General features: G+C 66.6%; 9 protein-coding genes. 1 reads left to right on the top strand and 8 read right to left on the bottom strand.

Features of this window, described 5'->3' with window-relative positions:
• Nucleotides 1-197 precede the first annotated feature (197 nt).
• Nucleotides 198-1,226 carry an LLM class F420-dependent oxidoreductase gene (locus OG858_RS40125; protein WP_327725552.1) on the bottom strand — a complete coding sequence of 343 codons (1,029 nt, stop codon included), beginning with the start codon at nucleotides 1,224-1,226 and terminating at the stop codon, nucleotides 198-200.
• A gap of 609 nt (nucleotides 1,227-1,835) precedes the next feature.
• On the bottom strand, nucleotides 1,836-3,443 hold the full coding sequence (locus OG858_RS40120; protein ID WP_327747945.1) for an ISL3 family transposase: 1,608 nt from the start codon (nucleotides 3,441-3,443) through the stop codon (nucleotides 1,836-1,838).
• A gap of 813 nt (nucleotides 3,444-4,256) precedes the next feature.
• On the opposite strand from OG858_RS40120, the gene OG858_RS40115 reads away from it, so the two are divergent.
• Nucleotides 4,257-5,750 (top strand): tannase/feruloyl esterase family alpha/beta hydrolase, encoded by a 1,494-nt coding sequence (locus OG858_RS40115; RefSeq protein WP_327725576.1) that lies wholly within the window; start codon nucleotides 4,257-4,259, stop codon nucleotides 5,748-5,750.
• Between the two features lie 528 nt (nucleotides 5,751-6,278).
• On the opposite strand, the gene OG858_RS40110 is transcribed toward OG858_RS40115, so the two are convergent.
• The 6 genes from OG858_RS40110 to OG858_RS40085 form a co-directional block, all read right to left on the bottom strand.
• Nucleotides 6,279-7,334, bottom strand: coding sequence for a LacI family DNA-binding transcriptional regulator (locus tag OG858_RS40110; RefSeq protein WP_406202020.1), 1,056 nt, complete (start codon nucleotides 7,332-7,334; stop codon nucleotides 6,279-6,281).
• A gap of 72 nt (nucleotides 7,335-7,406) precedes the next feature.
• A complete protein-coding gene (locus OG858_RS40105) occupies nucleotides 7,407-9,773 on the bottom strand; it encodes an alpha-L-rhamnosidase-related protein (RefSeq protein WP_327725545.1) in 2,367 nt (788 codons plus the stop codon).
• Nucleotides 9,774-10,024: 251 nt separating this feature from the next.
• Nucleotides 10,025-11,959, bottom strand: coding sequence for an oligopeptide/dipeptide ABC transporter ATP-binding protein (locus OG858_RS40100; RefSeq protein ID WP_328543937.1), 1,935 nt, complete (start codon nucleotides 11,957-11,959; stop codon nucleotides 10,025-10,027).
• Nucleotides 11,956-13,947: a dipeptide/oligopeptide/nickel ABC transporter permease/ATP-binding protein gene (locus OG858_RS40095; RefSeq protein ID WP_327725543.1), complete on the bottom strand. Its 1,992-nt coding sequence runs from the start codon at nucleotides 13,945-13,947 to the stop codon at nucleotides 11,956-11,958. Before OG858_RS40095 ends, OG858_RS40100 begins: the two co-directional genes overlap by 4 nt.
• Nucleotides 13,944-14,999, bottom strand: a complete 1,056-nt coding sequence (locus OG858_RS40090) for an ABC transporter permease (RefSeq protein WP_327726122.1) — start codon at nucleotides 14,997-14,999, stop codon at nucleotides 13,944-13,946. The genes OG858_RS40095 and OG858_RS40090 overlap by 4 nt, the downstream gene beginning before the upstream one ends.
• Entirely contained in the window at nucleotides 14,999-16,591 is a 1,593-nt protein-coding gene (locus OG858_RS40085; protein WP_327725542.1) for an ABC transporter substrate-binding protein, read from the bottom strand. The genes OG858_RS40090 and OG858_RS40085 overlap by 1 nt, the downstream gene beginning before the upstream one ends.
• Nucleotides 16,592-17,099: the final 508 nt, after the last annotated feature.

The following is a 17,099-nucleotide window of genomic DNA, read 5'->3' as shown; positions in this document are numbered from 1 at the left end:
CGGGTTGCCCCTCGATGCACGAGCATGGGTCATGGAAGGTCCTGTGCACACTGCGTTGCTCCACGACTCGGTGGGCACTGCGCCTCGCGTGTGCTTGAGCTCCAGATAGCCGGTAGGAAAACGCGTCCCAGTGCTGGGGAAGCCCAGTGAGGTGCCGGCCCGGTTGAACAGTGCCCGAGGCAGTCCTGAGCAGCCCGTCAGAGCCAACCCTTGACCTTCTCCACGAGGCGAGCGGGATCAGGACCGACCATCCGGACGTTCAGCTGGGTGACACCGGCGGCGCGGAACGCCTCGATGCGCTCGCGTACGTAGCCCTCGGGGCCACACAGGGACACAAGTTCGGTCAGTTCATCGGGAACAGCCGCCTCCGCCTCCCTCTTTTTACCGGACAGGTAGAGGTTCTGGATCTTTTCGGCCGCTTCCTCGTAACCGTACGCGCGGACCAGGTCGTTGTAGAAGTTCTTGCCCTTGGCGCCCATGCCGCCGACGTAAAGGGCGATCATCGGGCGGAGCAGGTCGCGGGCGGCTGCCGCGTCCTCGCCGACGGCGAGGAGGTTGCCCGCGACGATCTGGAGATTCCCACGTTCCGCAGGCCGGCGCGCCAAACCCTCGGCCAAGGCGTTTCCCCAGACCAGTCCTGCCTTCTCGGGAATGAAGAGATGCGGCAGCCAGCCGTCGGCGATCTCCGCGGTCATACGGACGTTGGCCGGGCCGAGGGATGCGACGTGAATTGGTATCTCGCTGCGCACCAGCTGGTTGAGGAACTTCAGGGGTTTGCCAAGCTTGCCGCCCTTCTCGCGCGGCAGTGGCATGTCGATGATGCCATGGTGGTCGATCACCTCACGTCTCCAGATCCGGCGGCACAGTTCGACGGTCTCGCGGGTGCGGCCGAGCGGCTTGTCGTACGGCAGGCCGTGCCAGCCCTCGACGACCTGCGGGCCGGACGCGCCGAGCCCGAGCAGGGCACGGCCCCCGGATACCGCGTCGAGTCCGGCGGCGGTCTGGGCGATCAGCGCGGGCGTGCGCGAGTACACGTTGATGATGTACGAGCCGATTTTCACGCGCTCGGTGCGGGCGGCGAGGTAGCCCATAGTGGTCGGCGAGTCGAAACCGTACGCCTCGGCCACCCAGACGGCGTCGAGCCCGGCCTTCTCCAGCCGCACGATCTCCTCGACGGCCTTCCTCGGGTTGTTCTCGGCATACTCAAGGGTGGTGGCGAGTTCCATGGGTTTCCTCTCCGCGCCCGTTCCCGGAAACACCGGCATACGCAAGGCGGATGCTGATCCGGTACGGATGGCCATCGCCCCTCGGCCGTGTGGTGCGAGCGTGGCAGTCGAAAATATAAAAAGCAAGCACGCCTGCTTTTTAGTTTCCCGATCATCATCGGTGTCCGGTGGGGAGGTCCCTGCGCCCCAGGCCGCTGGGGCCGCTCAGCCTCCGGATCTCGGCCTCCTGACGTTTCCAGGACCAGTTGGGCGACGAGGCCCGCTGTGCGCTCGGTCGCAGAGCTGGGCTTGGTTCAGCGGTGGACACGCAGCGCGTGAAGACCTCAAGTGACGTCAGGGCAGCCGGCCGAGGCACCGAGGCCCTGCGGGGGTACGCGCCTTCGCACCCGAAACAGGCTCTCTGGCACATCTTCAAGGGCCGCCTGGCCAGTGACGCGCGCGTCATCGCCGGGGAAGCACTGGCCTGCTGTGCCCCAATGCACCCACCCCGCAAAAGACTTCACCATGGCTCGGCCGGAGAAGAATCTCGGCGACGCCTGAATTCTGGTTCTGGATCACTTTCCGTGCCAGAGCCACGGAGGGTCACCACAACCGCGATCATGAACGGCCTCACGCTGCGAGGAGGACCCGCTTGCGGAGCAGGTCGAAGTTGGCGCGGCCGAACATCTGCCGCTTCAGCATCTTGATCTTGTTGTTGTGGCCCTCGACCGCTCCAGAGCTGTAGGGCAGGCTGAGCCCGGCGACGACAGCATCGAAATCCTGGCCGAGGCCGGTGACAAAGCCATGCAGGGCGGGCAAGTCGTCAGCCTGCACGCGCTCTGTCCATTGACTGAGGTCCCGGCCCCGGCGGTCGTTCATCAACTCGGCGAAGAGACGAACGTGTTCGGCGGTTCTGCCGAGGGCGGGGCAGCGGGCGAGAATCTGCTTGAGCTGCTGGGCCTGGTCGTCGGTGAGGCGGTCGGGGCGACGGGTGATCCAGCTGGTCACGTCCCGCACGGACGGCGCTTTGCGGGGCGGATCGTCGTGCGGGAAGGCTTCGCGGAGCCGCTGCACGTACTTCTTCACGACGCTCTCGCCACCGGGATAGCCGCGCTCGCGAACTTCCTCGAACAGGCGGCGGGCGACGGTGCAGCCCTCCGCCCACCGCTGATGCAGGTAGGGCCTGTAGGGATCGAGGATGCTGGTCCTGCCGGTCCACCGTCCGACGAGGAGCTCGTCCGCGGTGGCCGCATTCGCGAGTCGGCGGACGGTGTTGCGGGCCAGGCCCAGCCGGCGGGCGATCGGCCGCAGCCCGAGCCCCTCATCCAGCAGGGCATGGACGGCCGAGTGCTGCTCCCGCACCCGATCGGACAGACGGCCTGACTGTCGTGGCTCATCCAGGGAACGCGGCATAAGAGCCGGATTCTCGAGGGGCTCAGCGCGGACCGGGGGAGTTTCCTCCGGCTCGCGCAGCAGGGCGCGGTGCTGGATGACCGTCTTCTCGACGGCTTCCACCAGGTTTTTCCAGATGTGCCACCGGTCCGCGACATGGATTGCATCCGGGGCGCCGAGCCGTCCGGCCTCGGCGTAAGCGGTCGACCGGTCACGGCATATCACCTCGACGCCGGGATGGTCGGTGAGCCAGGCAGCCACCGTTGCCGTGGCCCGGTCGGGCAACAGGTCAACCGGACGGCGCGTGTCGATGTCTACCAGGATCGTGCCGTAGTTGTGTCCCTTGCGCAGGGCGAACTCGTCCACTCCGAGCACCCGTGGTGTGTGCACTTCCGGCTCCGGAAGGCGGCGTATCAGCCGCAGGAGCGTCGACCGGCTCGCCCGGACCGCGAGCGTGTCCGCCAGGCGGGCGCCGGCCCGGCCCGCCAGCATCACCGCCACCTTTTGCAGCACCGTCTGCAGCCCGGCGCTTCGTCTCCCGTGCCGGAAGGTCAGCCCGTCGACCTGCTCGGCGAACGTGGCCTGCCGGCAGGCGCGGTCGCGGCAGCGGAACCGCCGGACCTGTAACTCGATCACCACGTGACGACCGCCGACTGCGGTGTCGGCGAGGCGGCGTACGTATCGGCTGTGCACTCGGCCCGACGTCGTCGAGCAAGCAGGACACGCAGCCCGCTCCGCCGACGCGCGGGCCCGCACGATCACCAACTCGCCGTCGACCAGTGCACTTTCGAGCACAACGCCTTCAACCCGGTGGAACCACAGGTCCTGGAGGAACACATCACCCACGGCCGTTCATGATCGCGGTTGTGGTGACCCTCCGTGGCTCTGGCACGGAAAGTGATCCAGAACCCAGGTTCAGCCGCCTCCGACAAAGAAAGCATGGGGGGAGAAAAGTCTCCCTGCCACAGGCCTCACCGGCGATGCCAGACTGCCGGGCATGACCGGCCGCGGCTGTGAACCGCACGATCGTCCAGGTCTTGCGGCGACGACGGTCCCGCGTCCAGCCGTGCCGCTGTGCGCGAGCGTGACCCGTCCGCGATGCGAAGGCCTAGCCATGTCCGCTGAAGTCCCTGAGTCTGCCGTCCTATCCCCCGCCGGCTCCGGTGACTCGCCGCCGACCCCCAGTCGGCGCACCTTCATCGCCACCACTGGCGCGGTCGATGGTGCCGCGGTTGCGGGCGGTGTGATCGGGGGGACATGTCTCCGCGAAGTGCCCACCACCACCGGGGCATTGCGCTGAGCCGAGTGCCCGGGCCGCTGCGGAGCGGCCCAGCGGCCCGGGCGCTCCTTCCTCGGCCGGCAGTCGGCCCCCCGGTCCGTCTGCCGGACCTTCCAGGGCCGCCGCCGCGTGCTGACGCTCCCCCGTGGCGCGGTGGCGGCCCCTCCCCCCTCAGTGAGATGTCTTCATTTGGTGGAGTCATCTCAGAAAGGCCTCTGATGCAGCAATCCACACCTCCTCGATCCCACCGGAGCCGAAGGTCTCGCTGGCTGCTGGCCAGCGGCACCCTGGCCGCGGCGTCGGTCTCCCTCTGGACGCTGGTCGCGCCCCACAGCGCCAGTGCACGGAGCGCTGCGTGTTCCGATCTCGCCTCCGGTCTGGTGAACAAGCATGAGGTCAAGTCGGCGACGTCCAAGGTCATCTCCGCAACACCGGACGTTCCCGCCCACTGCCAGGTCGACCTGACACCCGCGCGCGCGATCAACATCCGGGTCGTGCTCCCCCTCAACGACGCCGACGGCGGCAAGGGCGGAACCGAGTCGGGCGCCTGGAACGGACGCGTCCTCAACATCGGCGGCGGCGGCTACCAGGGCATCATCTCCGACCTCTCCTTCCCACTGCAGCGCGGCGAAGTCGGCTCCAACACCGACACCGGTCACAACCAGGCCTGGTGCAACGCCACCAACCCCAAGACCGGTCTGACCAACGCCCAGCCGGACTGCGGCCTGATCGGCGGCGGCTTCGTCCTCGACCCACGCGGCAAACTCCTGACCTCACAGGTCAAGGACTTCATCGACCGCAGCGAACACGCCCAGACCACCTGGGCCCTCAAACTCACCAAGACCTACTACGGCGAAGACGCCCGCAGGAACTACTGGGTCGGCGCATCAACCGGCGGCCGGCAGGGCTGGCAGATGGCCCAGAAACACGGCGACCTCTACGACGGCTTCCTCATCGGCTTCCCCGCCATCAACTGGAACCGCTTCCCCGTCGCAGAAGCCTGGCCCGCCATCGTCGTCAACGAACTGCTCGGCGCAAAAGGCCTGGCACCTGCCAAAAGCGACGCCGCGAACGCCGCCGCCGTCACCGCCTGCGACACCCAGGACGGCGTGAAAGACGGCGTCATCGCAGAACCCCGCCGCTGCACCTTCGACGCCCGAAACGTCAACAGCCTCACCCCTCAAGAGGCCAAGGCCGTCAACCTCATCTGGGACGGCCCCCGCGACACACACGGCAACCGCCTGTGGGGCGGCATCACCCGCGGAACCTCCTTCTCCACACTCCTGCCCGGCGGCAACAACATGAGCCCGATGATCGACACCTGGCTCCGCCACTGGCTCAAGCAGGACGCCACCTACAACTGGCGCTCCCACCTCACCACCGACAACTTCCCCCAGACCTTCCAAGCCGCCTACCGCAAGTTCGCCGGAACCGCCTCGACCGACAGCACCGACCTGACCGACGTCCGCCACAACAAGGGCAAAATCCTCTACTACGTCCCCACCAACGACCCCCTCATCGTGCCCTTCGGCTCCTACAACTACCAGCAACGCCTCTTCGACCGATACGGCGTCCACAACACCCGCTCCTTCGTGCGCACCTTCTACTTCCCCAACGTCGGCCACGAACCCCCAGCCCTCACCGGCACAACCCCCGCCATGTCCCAGCTCCTCGACGCCCTCCAAACCTGGACCGAACACGGAAAAGCGCCGGAGTCCTTCAACCAGAACGACACCGTCGCGGGCGTCCAGCGAACCATCTGCGCCTACCCCGACACCCCCAAAACCACCGGCCCCAACGCCAACTGCCAAACACACACCAAAGTCCCCACCGACCTCGCCAACGCCTCCCGCACCGTGATCGACCATCCCTAACCCACAGACCCACGACAAGGGACCACGCCCACCGCGCGCGGCCCCTTGTCGCGTCTGACGTCAGATGGCCGATATCGCCTCGACTCCAGCGAAGTCGAGGCGATATCGGCTGGTCTCTTCCGCGACATCTGAATGACGGTATGCCGCCACACCCCGTTTGACCTGTACGTATGTGGGTCACGAGGGGGTGCGGCGGCACCTCTGCGCCTTTGAGCGAGGATCGGGCTGTGCCCCGGCCGCTCGGGCCTATGGCTACGCGAAGACCGCGTCGAAGGCGTCGCTGCCGCTGGCACCCGCACCCCTGGCCGTACGCGCAGCTCGGCCGGAGCTCTACCACGTCCTCGCCGCGATCGGAGCGGGCGGCCAACTCGGGATGCAACTCGTACACGGCTGCAACACCGGACGACTCATCCAAGCAGTTGGAGGCCATCGAGTAGGTGGTCTCCCTGGCCCGCCAGCTCGGCCACCCGGATCCCGGGTTCACGCTCCGGCCCGGGCGTGACGAAGTGGCGGAACAGTCCGTTGCCATCACCCGCTACCGCTGGATTGACGGACCACAAGGTCAGGGGGGAACTGGACATGCCGGTGCTCGTGGTAGGCATTCCGACCCGACTCCTCGAGAAGAAGCTCGGCCGCGGTCCGACCGATCAGGTGTCGGGGTTGCCGGACAGACGTCAACGGCACTGCCGCGGCCGAAGCGAAGGCGATGTCGTCGTATCCGACGATTGCGATGTCGTCGGGGACGCGCAGCCCTTGCTGCATCACGTGCTGCAGGAACCCGAGGGCGAGTAGATCGTTCGCGCAGAACGCCGCCGTCGGCCGCGTAGCCTTCGCTTGGCCGAGCACGCGGGCCGCCGCCCGTCTACCCTCGTCGACCGTCATGTCGTCGGTGCCCACAGTTGTGAGGGATTTTGCATCCGCTCCGAACGCTTGCGTTGCCTGTTGCGCTCCCCGAAGCCGGTCAGCAACCTCGGGTATGTGCATGGGCCCCGCGACAAAGGCGATGCGTCGATGGCCTCGTTCCAAAAGATGGGTGACGGCCAGCTCACCGCCGCGAACATCGTCCACGCCGACCGAGCACCACCGTATCGGTTCCTCACGGGGTACCCGGTCGACCATCACGAGGCTGACACCGCTGTCAGCGAGCAGGCGCAGCCGCGGGTTGTCGGGGTTGACCGGCGTGAGGCAGATCCCGCGGATGCTCTGCTCCCAGAACTGATCGATGTAGTCATCCTCACGTTCAGGATCGTCCCGGCTGTCACACAGGTACACAGCGAGACCATGGCGTCGGCCGATGTCGTCGATGCCGCGCGCCACATCGGTGAAGAGCGGGTTCCCGACGTCGAGGGTGACGTATGCGATCGTGCAACTGACTCCCGCGCGCAACTGACGCGCCGAGTCGTTGCGGACGAATCCGAGTTCGGCGATCGCTGCTTCGACACGGCGCCGCGTTTCCGCTCGCACTACCTTGGTCTGGTTGAGCACATTGGAGACAGTGCCCAGCGAGACCCCTGCGCGAAGGGCGACGTCCTTGACGCTCGGCCGGCCCACATGTCCTCCCGAATGACTGGCTGATCTGTGCAGACTTCAGACGGTCAGGGGCAGCCCCGCGGTCTACACCAGAGCGCCGTGCCGCTCTGGCCTGACGACGCGCGGCTACACCTCATGTGCGCCTTCGCTCATGCCGACTTCGTGGGTGCCCGCGGGAAGTTCGATCTCTTGACCGTCGGGCCGAACGAATCGGGACGGAACCGGGCAATTAATGCGAACTCTCGATCCGGTGAGGCTGACTTCGATCGGTCCGAAGGGACTCGGGACGGCGCCCGCGATCTCTGTGAGGCGTCCCGGCCGGGGCGCGATGCGGGCACGTCGGTAGCCGGGAAGGTCGGGCGTGATGCCCAGCACGTACGCCACCAGGTCTCGGGCGGGGGTGCTGCTCCAACCGTGGACCGGGGTGCCCCAGCCCCAGCACTCCGCGAACGTGTCGTAGTCGCCGAGGAGGTCTTCCCATCGAAGCAACAGGTCCGGCAGCGAATCAGCCCGACCCGCCTTAGCCGCGGCGTCGTGAACGACGTAGCTGAAGAACGGCTGGGCGGCCACGATCTCCTTGTCGACGGCCCAGTCGGGCTGTGGCCGGCCGTTCATCTGCTCACGCATCTTGGCGAAGTCGTAACTGCCGGTCTCGACAGACCCGACCCAGGACCGCACCACCAACAGTGCAGGGTCGGTGATCTTCGTGATGATGCCGTCCCACCGTTCCTGAGGCGCCAGGCCCGATGCGATCGCCACCGCGTTGGCGGCCTGTGAGGTCGGTGACATGGTCGTGTCATCGTCAATGTGGTCGACGTACAGCCCTCGCGCAGGGTCCCAGAACTGCTCGAAGCCGACGGCGGCGGCCTCGTACAGGTTCTGCGCCCACTGGGCCGAAGCCGTGTTCCCGGCGTGCCGGTGGATCTCGGCGAACTCCGAGAGGCTTCTCGCCCAGAGCGCGGTCAGGATGGAGCTCCGGCCGCTGTGCATCAGGCTGGACCAGTCGACGAGATTCCACTCGGCCACGTCCGCGATGACCCCGTGCTCGTCGACGTAGTTCGCGTACCACTGGAGGATGCGCTGGACTGTCGGGAGATAGTGCAGCGCTCGTTCGAGGTCGCCGTCGTGCATGTACTGCACGTGGACGCCGTGCGTCCAGCTCAGAGACCAGTCCGGAATGGTGAGTCCGCCGTCGACGGAGAGATCGCCGACAGACACCATGGGCAGGATGCCATCGGGTCGGGCGGCGTTTCCGAGGTCCACGTAGTTGCGGGCCAGACCCCAGTCCTCGTTGGTGACGAGGTCGACCAGTTGGTGAACGACGCCGTCGCCGACCCAGGCTCGCTGTTCGCGGGTGGGGCAGTCGGTGTAGGCGTCGAAGGAGTTGAGCTGAACTGTGCGCACACCGGCGTGGTAGAGCCTGTCCAGGAGCGGGTCGTCGCAACGGAAGTAGGCCGCTCCGGTCCGGGGGTAGAGGTGCTCGCGCACCGCGACTCGCGACACCACCACATCAACGGACTCTCGGGCGTGCACCATCAGGTGCAGGTATCGCAGGCCGTTGATCTCGAGGCCGGTGAACTCGGTGGTCCCTGCCCGTGTGACGAACCGCGCCCCGGCTGGGGGGTCGATCGGGCCCTCCGCACCGTCTGCATGGCGTTTCTCTCGGTAGTGCAACTCGACCGACGTGCCTGAGGGCGCGTCGATCTCGACCTCGACGAATCCCGCCACGATCCTTCCGAAGTCGACCTCAAGGTGCTGCACGCCGTCCGCCGGGACGCAGAAGGCCGCGGGCAGCGAGGGATTCTGCGCCTGTGCTTCGGGCTGGGCGAGCACTTGCTTGATTCGGGTGACCGGATGCTCGCTCTCCCATGTCGGCCGCGGCCGCTGGGACAGGTCGAGGACCGAACGCGGCCTGACGACCTCACCGCACAGCTGCGAGATTCCTCTCGGCAGGAGTCGGCCGAAGGGATACACGGGTGGGCGGGTCTCGCCCATGGCGCCCATGTGGGTCGCTCGTACCGGCGTGGCACCAACCCATCCGGAGTCGTCGAAGTCGGACGTACGCCAGGTCTCGGGGAGCAAGCGTGCGTCGAAGACCTCTACGGGGATGCTGATGTCCTCGGCGTTGTCGCCCGCGGCACGCGTCCAGGCGTCGGAGGTGTTGACCTTCCAGCGGTCGTCGCTGGCGATCACGGTGTCCCCGATCTCGGCCTCGAAGACGAGCGCGGCCTGGGTGTTCGCGTTCGCGGCGGCCGGCTGCCAGAACGTCGTCGGAGCGCCGTAGTAGGTGACCAGCACGGCGACGACATTCGTGCCGACCGTGAGGTACGGCGCCAGGTCGTAGGAGTCGTAGCGCATGCGGTAGGGCTGCGACCGGGCGGGGCCTCGTCCGACCTCGTGACCGTTGACCCACAGCACATAACGTGAGTCGGCCGTCACCCTGGCCGGTGCGGCAGCCGGGAGCTTGTCCAGCGTGAACGTCCTTCGGTACATCGACCGGGCGAATCGGCTGACCGAAGGGTTGTGGCCGAGGTGGGCGCCGATCTCCTCCTCCGCTTCCTGACGCGGTTCGGGCGCGATCCACTGCCCGCGCCAGCGCGGGCGTCCGCGGAATGGTCCGGACGACTCGGTCGGTACCGACTGGATGGGTGCCTGTCCGTTGATGGTCTCGCTCCTCGGTTCGTACGGTGTCGTGGCCGCGGTACGGCCGTGAGGTTGCCGGTCGCCCCGGCAACCATGTGGAACTATGCGGACTCTCCTTGGCCGTACCCCTCGTTGATCCATTGGGCGATCACTTCGATGCCGCTGACTCCACCCGGTGCGTGGGGGGTGTTGAGGAACCCGTGGACGGTTCCCGGCTCGACATGGCAGCGGAACCCGACGCCCTCGGAACGAAGTGAGTCCGCGTGGGCCTGACCCGATGAGCGCAGCGTGTCGTGCTCGGCCAGGAGGAGAAGGTGGGGTGGCAGGTCGTGGAGTTCCGCCTCACCCGGGAAGGCATACCGGCCATGGTCCGGCCCACCGTCGCCGAGGTAGTTGGCTGCCATGTCTCGAATCCACGATGAGCTGAAGTACGTGATACCGGCGGCGTCACGGATTCTGGTGACCTCGTCCCGTCTCCAGGGGGGCAGCTCTCTGTGCAGGCTTGGGTATACGAGGGCCACTGAGGCAGGGAGAGTGCCTGAGTCGTCGCGAAGCTTGAGCGCGGCCGCTGCCGCGAGAGCGCCGCCGGCACTTGCTCCGCCGAGGTGGAGGGGGCCTGCGCCGAGCGAGTCGGCATGCTCGGTTGCCCAGCGCCATGCCGCCAGGACGTCTTCCATCGGAGCCGGATAGGCCGTGCCGTCCAGTGCCTTTCGGTAGTCCACCGAAAGCACGTTGAGATTTCGACCGGCCAGAGCCAGCCCCACCCAGTTGGCCTCCGGCATGTCCAGGTCACCCGCGACGAACGCCCCGCCGTGGGCCCAAACGAGCATCGGCCGGCCGGCGCTGCCCGAGCGGTGGTAGAAACGCGCCCGGACGTGGGAATTGATCTCCACCTCGTCGATCATGACGTCGGACAGCTCCGGATACGAGCGGCGCAGGCCGTCAGTGGTCTCCCCGGGGTCCAGCGGCGGCATGCCGGGCATCGGTCGTCGCATCAGTTCGGCCCATGGTGGAAGCCCGGAGGGCTCGGGTGCTTCGATCAGGTCCTCGGGGGCGGGGGCAAGTACAGGTCCAGCCGCTGGTCTGGCGTGGTGGCAGGTGGCCGTATGCCCCTCGTCGAGGACGACGACGGGTGGAGTCACCTCTTCGCAGACGTCTGTGGCGTGGGCACACCTGGGCGCGAAGACGCACTCCCGGGCGGAGCGTTCGTGTGCCTGGCTGACCACCTGCAGGGGGTGCCGGGACCGCCGCGTGGGGTCCGGCGTGGGGACCGCGTCCATGAGCAGACGTGTATAGGGGTGCCCAGGCGCGGTGTGCACCTGCTTCGCTCCTCCGGTTTCCATCACGCGGCCGTGGTAGAGAACGAGCATCCGCTGCGAAACGTGCTCAACGACCGTGAGGTCATGCGAGATGAACAGCATCGCGAGATTGGTCACGCGCTGGATCGAGCGGAGCAGATTGACGACCTGTGCCTGCACTGAGAGGTCCAGCGCGCTGACAGCCTCGTCACACACGAGCAGGCGCGGATTCACCATCAGTGCACGGGCGATCGCGATCCGTTGCCGCTGGCCACCGGAGAACTCCCCGGGGTACTTGCCCATGGCCGACGCGGGCATCCCGACCCGCTCGAGCAGTGCGGCGGCCCGGCGGCGGACCTCTGCTCGGTCCTGATGTCCGTGGGGCAGCGTCATCTCGCACAGCGAACTCTCGATCGTGCGGGAGGGATTGAAGGAACTGTAGGGGTCCTGGAAGACGACCTGGATCTGCGAGCTGAGTGCCGTTCGTTGCTGAGGGGTTACCCGCGTGATGTCGCGTCCGTCGAACGCGATGGATCCATGGGCCGCGGGTACCAGGTGGAGGACTGCCTTGGCGATGGTCGACTTCCCCGATCCCGACTCGCCGACGAGTCCCAGGGTCTCTCCTGGGCGGATGGTGAAGCTAACTCCGTCGACTGCCCTGGACAGCGCCTGGTGTGGGCCTGTGTCGTACTCGACAGCCAGGTCACGCACTTCCAGAAGTGTCTCGTCGGCGCTCATGACTCCGCTCCCGGCAAGGTGTGGAGGCACCGCACGAGGGAATCGTTGACCTGCTCAACAGCGATGTGACCGCCCCTGCAGTCCTGTTCGACGCGCGGACAACGATCGGCGAAGCGGCAGCCAACCGGCCAGGAACCCGGTGGAGGTACGAGCCCGGGAATCGTGGGCAGCATGTCCACGCCTCGTGAGCGATGTGGATCCGACGACAGCAGCAGGTCTGTGTACGGATGATGTGGCCGAGTTAGGATTCCCTCGACCGGCCCCGACTCGATCACGTGTCCGGCGTACATGACGACAGCCCTTTCGCAGAGTTCGGCCACGACACCCCAGTCGTGTGTGATCAGCAGGATGGCCATCCCGCGTTGCTGTTGCGTCTCGCGGAGCAGGTCGAGGATCTCGGCCTGGACCGTCACATCCAGTGCGGTTGTCGGTTCGTCGGCGATCAGCAACTCGGGTTCACCGGCCAGCGCCCGAGCGATGGCCACGCGTTGCGCCATGCCGCCGGACAGCTCATGCGGATACTTCCGTGCGACGCTTTCCGGGTCTCGCAGTCGCACACTGCCAAGCAGTTCGACGACCCGTCGTCGTGCTTCCGCGCGGCGGCATCCGTGGTGCAGCCGTACCAACTCGGAGAGCTGGGCGCCGATGCGCATCGCGGGATTCAGACCGATCATCGGCTCCTGCCCGATCAGTCCTATCTTTCGACCCTGAACGCTACGGAGGGCGCGCTGGTTCAACCGGGTCAAGTCCGCGCCCTCGAACTCGATCGTGCCGGCCTCCACGAACATGTTGGCGGGCAGGACCCCTGTCAACGCGGCTGCCGTGACCGACTTGCCGCAGCCGCTCTCACCGACCAGCCCGACGGTCTCGCCCGGCCGGATCGACAGCGTCACGGAATCGACAATCCGCGTCGTTCCTGCCTGGGTCACCACCGAAACGCGCAAACCCTGTATCCGAACCAGATCGTCGTCAGCCGACGTCAACCACGGTGTCGACGACTTCGCCCCCGACTCAGGCGACGGTGTCACATCAGGAGCGCCGCGCAGGGACCGTCGCCGATCGGGTCGTTTGACGACAACGGGTTGGCGGCCCGTCCTGGTGCGGATGCTGTCACTGAGAAAGCCGAACGCGAGAACGGTCAGCGCGATCACCGCGCCGGACGGCCAGATCAGCCAGGGGTTCAGGGCCAGCACGCTGGTGCCCTCGGCCACCATGCCACCCCATGACGGGGCGGGCGGTGCGATCAGGAGCCCCAGAAACGCGAGGCCGGTCTGTACCAGCAGTGCCAATGCGCCAAGCAGCGACAGCTGCACCGCTAGCGTGCCCCGTATACGAGGGAGAACATGCCGGGTGAGGATGTAGAACCGACTCAGGCCTGCCACTTGCGCGGCAGCAATGTAGAGCTCTCCGCATATCTCCAAGGTGACTGCACGGACAATCCGCATCAGACCCGGCGCGGCCAGGACACCGAAGGCCACCATGGCGGCGAGCATGCTGCCACGGAAGACAGCCAGGACTGCCATGATGACGACGATGGCGGGGATGGAGAACACGATGTCGGCGACCCAGCTCGCCGTCTTGTCGACGCGGCCCTGGAAATAGCCGGCAACAACACCGACGGGGATTCCGAGGACTGCGACAACAGCGAGCCCCTCCACGACCCCGAGCATCGTCGGCCCCGTTCCCACCAGGATCCGGAGCAACACGTCCCGCCCGACCGTATCCGTGCCGAGCAGATGGTTCCCGCTCGGCCCCTGGTTGGCCTCCAGGATGTCTGCCGCGTTCTGACCGGCGACATGCGGCCAGATGATCGGCGCAAGGACGGCGACCGCCGCAACGATCAGCAGGTAGCCGCCGGAGAGGGCCGTCGTGAAGGTCCAGGATCGTCGGCCGCTCTTCGACACCGGCGCCCTCGTGTCGGCTACGTCGCCCAGGCCAGACCGGTCACTGCTCGCACCAGCCGGATCAACACCGAGGAGGTTTGTCATTGCTTTCTCACCTTGGGATTCAGCCAGAGGTACAAGACGTCGATGAGCAGGTTGACGGCGATGACCATCAACGTGAACGTGACGGTGACGCCCAGCAGGACCGGCAGGTCGTGCGAGAGGGCAGCATCGACCAGCAACGAACCTAGGCCGGGCAGTGCAAACACTTGTTCTATAAACAGGGTGCCGACCAGCAACGCGACGAACTGCGTGCCGATCACGGTGACCACGGGGACGGCGGCGTTGCGGAGCTCGTAGCGGATCACCAGGGCTATCGGCCGTACGCCGTGCGCACGTGCCATCCGGACGTACTCCGAGTTGATGACGCCCGACATCGCTTCGCGGGTCTGCCGCGCGACGACCGCAGCACCTGCGGCGGCCAACGCGATGACCGGCAGGACCAATGACATGAACCAACCGGACGGCGATTCGATGAACGACACATATCCGAGAGCCGGGAACATCCCCAGCGTCACGGCGAAGACCGCGACGAGCCCGGACGCGAGCCAGAAGTTGGGGAGTGCGAACCCCACCAGAGCCAGCCCGTCGACGAGCCGGCCGGCGGTCCCGCCGCGCAGTGCCGTCAGCACGCCTATGCCTATGCCGATGACCGACGTCACCAGCAATCCGCCGACCACCAACGAGAGCGTCACGGGGAGGCCCTGTGCGATGGCGTCGGTCACCGGCTGTTGCGAGGTGATCGAGGCACCGAGGTCACCGTGCAGAGCATCGACCAGCCAGTGCCAGTACTGCACCCAGACAGGCTGGTCGAGGCGAAGCTCCGCCCTGAGCCGTGCTACCGACTCAGGGGGAGCCTGCAATCCGAGGATCGCCCTGGCCGGATCGCCGGGTGAGAGCGACACCAGCAGGAAAGTGACCGAGGTGACGATCAGAAGTTGTGGGATCGCCAGCATCAGCCGCCGACGTACGAGCCGGACCGCTGCACCCCCATTTCGACCAGGTGTCGCCGCGCCGGTCGAGGTAGGGACTACCGCCGTTGAGGTGCTTGACGCTGACACCGTCTGCGCTCCGACCCTCCGGACTCGAGGGGACATCACTTCTTCGGCCGCCACTCGCTGGGATCGGGGTATATCGCCCGCCCGAGGCCGCCCGCGTCGGTCGGGAAGCCGACGTTGGTGACCGCGCCGGTCGTGTACATCACCGACTCCGGCACGAAGAGTGGAATCTGCAGCGCCTCGTCGGTCACGTACCGCGTGATCTTCTGGGAGAGGGCCTTCGGATCGGGCGCGACAAGATACTCCCGCGTCAGCCGCTCGATCGTCGGATCGGTGACCTTGCCCAGGTTCAAGATCGCATTGGGCGAGACGAAGACCGGGTAGTAGGTCCCGTAGGCGTTGCTGCCGAAGCTTGTCAGTGTGGCGTCGTACTTGCCTGAGGCTTGCTCCGCCATCAGGTCGGTGGGCGTCGCGAACGTGGTCTTGAGCGTGATCCCCGCCGCTTGCATCTGCTGAGCCATGGCCTGCACCAGCTGCTCCGCGGGCACCCCGCTTGGCAGTGCGCCCGAGTTCGCCAGCAGCTTGAAGGTGATCCCGGACGGATACCCCGCCTCTTCCAGGAGTTCCTTCGCTCGCTCCGGATCGTATGCATAGGCGGACTGGGATTCGGGATCGGCGCCGTCGAGCGTCACCCAGGCCGCGGTCGGCCTTCCGTGACCCTGGAGGATGCCCTTCACCAGCGTTTCGCGGTCCACGGCATAGTTCAGCGCCTGACGAACCTTCACGTCGCTCATCGGGTTGCGCTCCCCTGCGCGGTTCAGGATGCTGATGCCGTCCCAGCTGAGCTGACCGCTGACAACGCCGAGGCCTGCCTTCTCCGCACTGCCGATGGTGTTGAGGGAGCCCACACCTGCGCCGAACTGACCGCTGGCCATGCCTTGGACCAAAGCCGTCGCGGAAGGTACGGCCTTGATCACGACCTTCTTCCAACGGATGGCCGACTGATCCCAGTAGTGCTTGTTGGGCGTCAGGGTGTAGGTGTCACCAGGCACCGACTCGCCCGCGTCGTAGACGTACGGACCGGCACCGAAGGTGCTCCGTGTCAAAGCCTTGCCCTTCAGTCCGGCCGTCGCGGCGACGAACCCCGCGCCGTTGGTCTGCGACAGTTGCCAGGCCACGTCAGTGTTCGGCGTTTTCATGCGCAGCACGACCTTCCGATCGCTCGGCGTCTCCACCGTGGCGCCCTTGCCGAAGGCCGAGGAGAACGGTCCGCCCGACTCCATGAAGTACTCGAGCCATGCCTTCACCGCCTCGGCGTCCACCGGCGTGCCATCGGAGAACCGCGCGTCGGTCCGCAGTGATAGCTGGAAGACCCTGTGCTCGTTGCCGTCGAGGTACTCCCACGACTCCGCGAGTCCGGCCTCGAACTCGCCCTTCTGGTTGATGTGGATCAGCGGTGCGTAGGCAAGATCGAAGAAGAGATTCGCCGCGGTAACCGCCCCCCGTGCGGGGTCCAGGCTTGCGGGAGTCGCAACTCCCGGGACGCCTATTCGAAGCGTGTCCCCCTGCGCACCGGTGGGTGACCCCTCTGAACCGCTTGTACACGCGGCCATCAGCGTGAGCGCGACCGTCACACCGGCAATTCTGCTCGTGGTTCGCAGTACAGGAGTCTGAATCAACTGATGCTTCATGGACGCCTCTCCATTGAGGTGGTCGAGCGTGAGCGCGATACGCCGCGGGGCCCGGGCCGGATCGGGAATGACCAACACCGCAGGCTCGTTTGAATCGTTCCAGCGGACCGTAGAGCGCCGCTCACCACAGTGTCAATAGTCGGACTTACGGGAAAACTGTCAGGCAGTAAGCATTGGAGGATCATCCAGTCAGTTGTGGTACATACAGCACTGACTGTGAACCAACTGGCTCGCGCCTGCAGGCAACCCGCAGCGGATCATCCGCCACGGCGGCCGGTATCGATCGCACACCGCTCGACAGAGCTACCGAGCACGCCGGCTCACCTCCTACTCGTCGACATCAGCGCAGGTAGTGGCGCGTTTCCGGGGAGTCAGCACGCGGTCGGCCACCTAGACGTCGGGCGCGCCCAGCCCATGCGGACTAAGCTCCGGGCCCCCTCCGCCTCCTTGCTCTCCCGCCGAGCTACCGCTGAACCGGTCGCCGACCTGAGCCGCGGAGCGCGATGAA

Origin of the sequence: Streptomyces europaeiscabiei (genome assembly GCF_036346855.1) — a bacterium.
Taxonomy (GTDB): Bacteria; Actinomycetota; Actinomycetes; order Streptomycetales; family Streptomycetaceae; genus Streptomyces; species Streptomyces europaeiscabiei.
Note: the sequence above shows the minus strand (reverse complement) of the source record. Positions and strands in the feature narration are given on the sequence as shown.

Bases quoted from the DNA above. Each gene is read 5' to 3' on its own strand.
- OG858_RS40125 (WP_327725552.1), bottom strand. From the start codon at position 1,226: ATGGAACTCGCCACCACCCTTGAGTATGCCGAGAACAACCCGAGGAAG.
- OG858_RS40105 (WP_327725545.1), bottom strand. From the start codon at position 9,773: ATGTACCGAAGGACGTTCACGCTGGACAAGCTCCCGGCTGCCGCACCG.
- OG858_RS40100 (WP_328543937.1), bottom strand. From the start codon at position 11,959: ATGAGCGCCGACGAGACACTTCTGGAAGTGCGTGACCTGGCTGTCGAG.
- OG858_RS40095 (WP_327725543.1), bottom strand. From the start codon at position 13,947: ATGACAAACCTCCTCGGTGTTGATCCGGCTGGTGCGAGCAGTGACCGG.
- OG858_RS40090 (WP_327726122.1), bottom strand. From the start codon at position 14,999: ATGTCCCCTCGAGTCCGGAGGGTCGGAGCGCAGACGGTGTCAGCGTCA.
- OG858_RS40085 (WP_327725542.1), bottom strand. From the start codon at position 16,591: ATGAAGCATCAGTTGATTCAGACTCCTGTACTGCGAACCACGAGCAGA.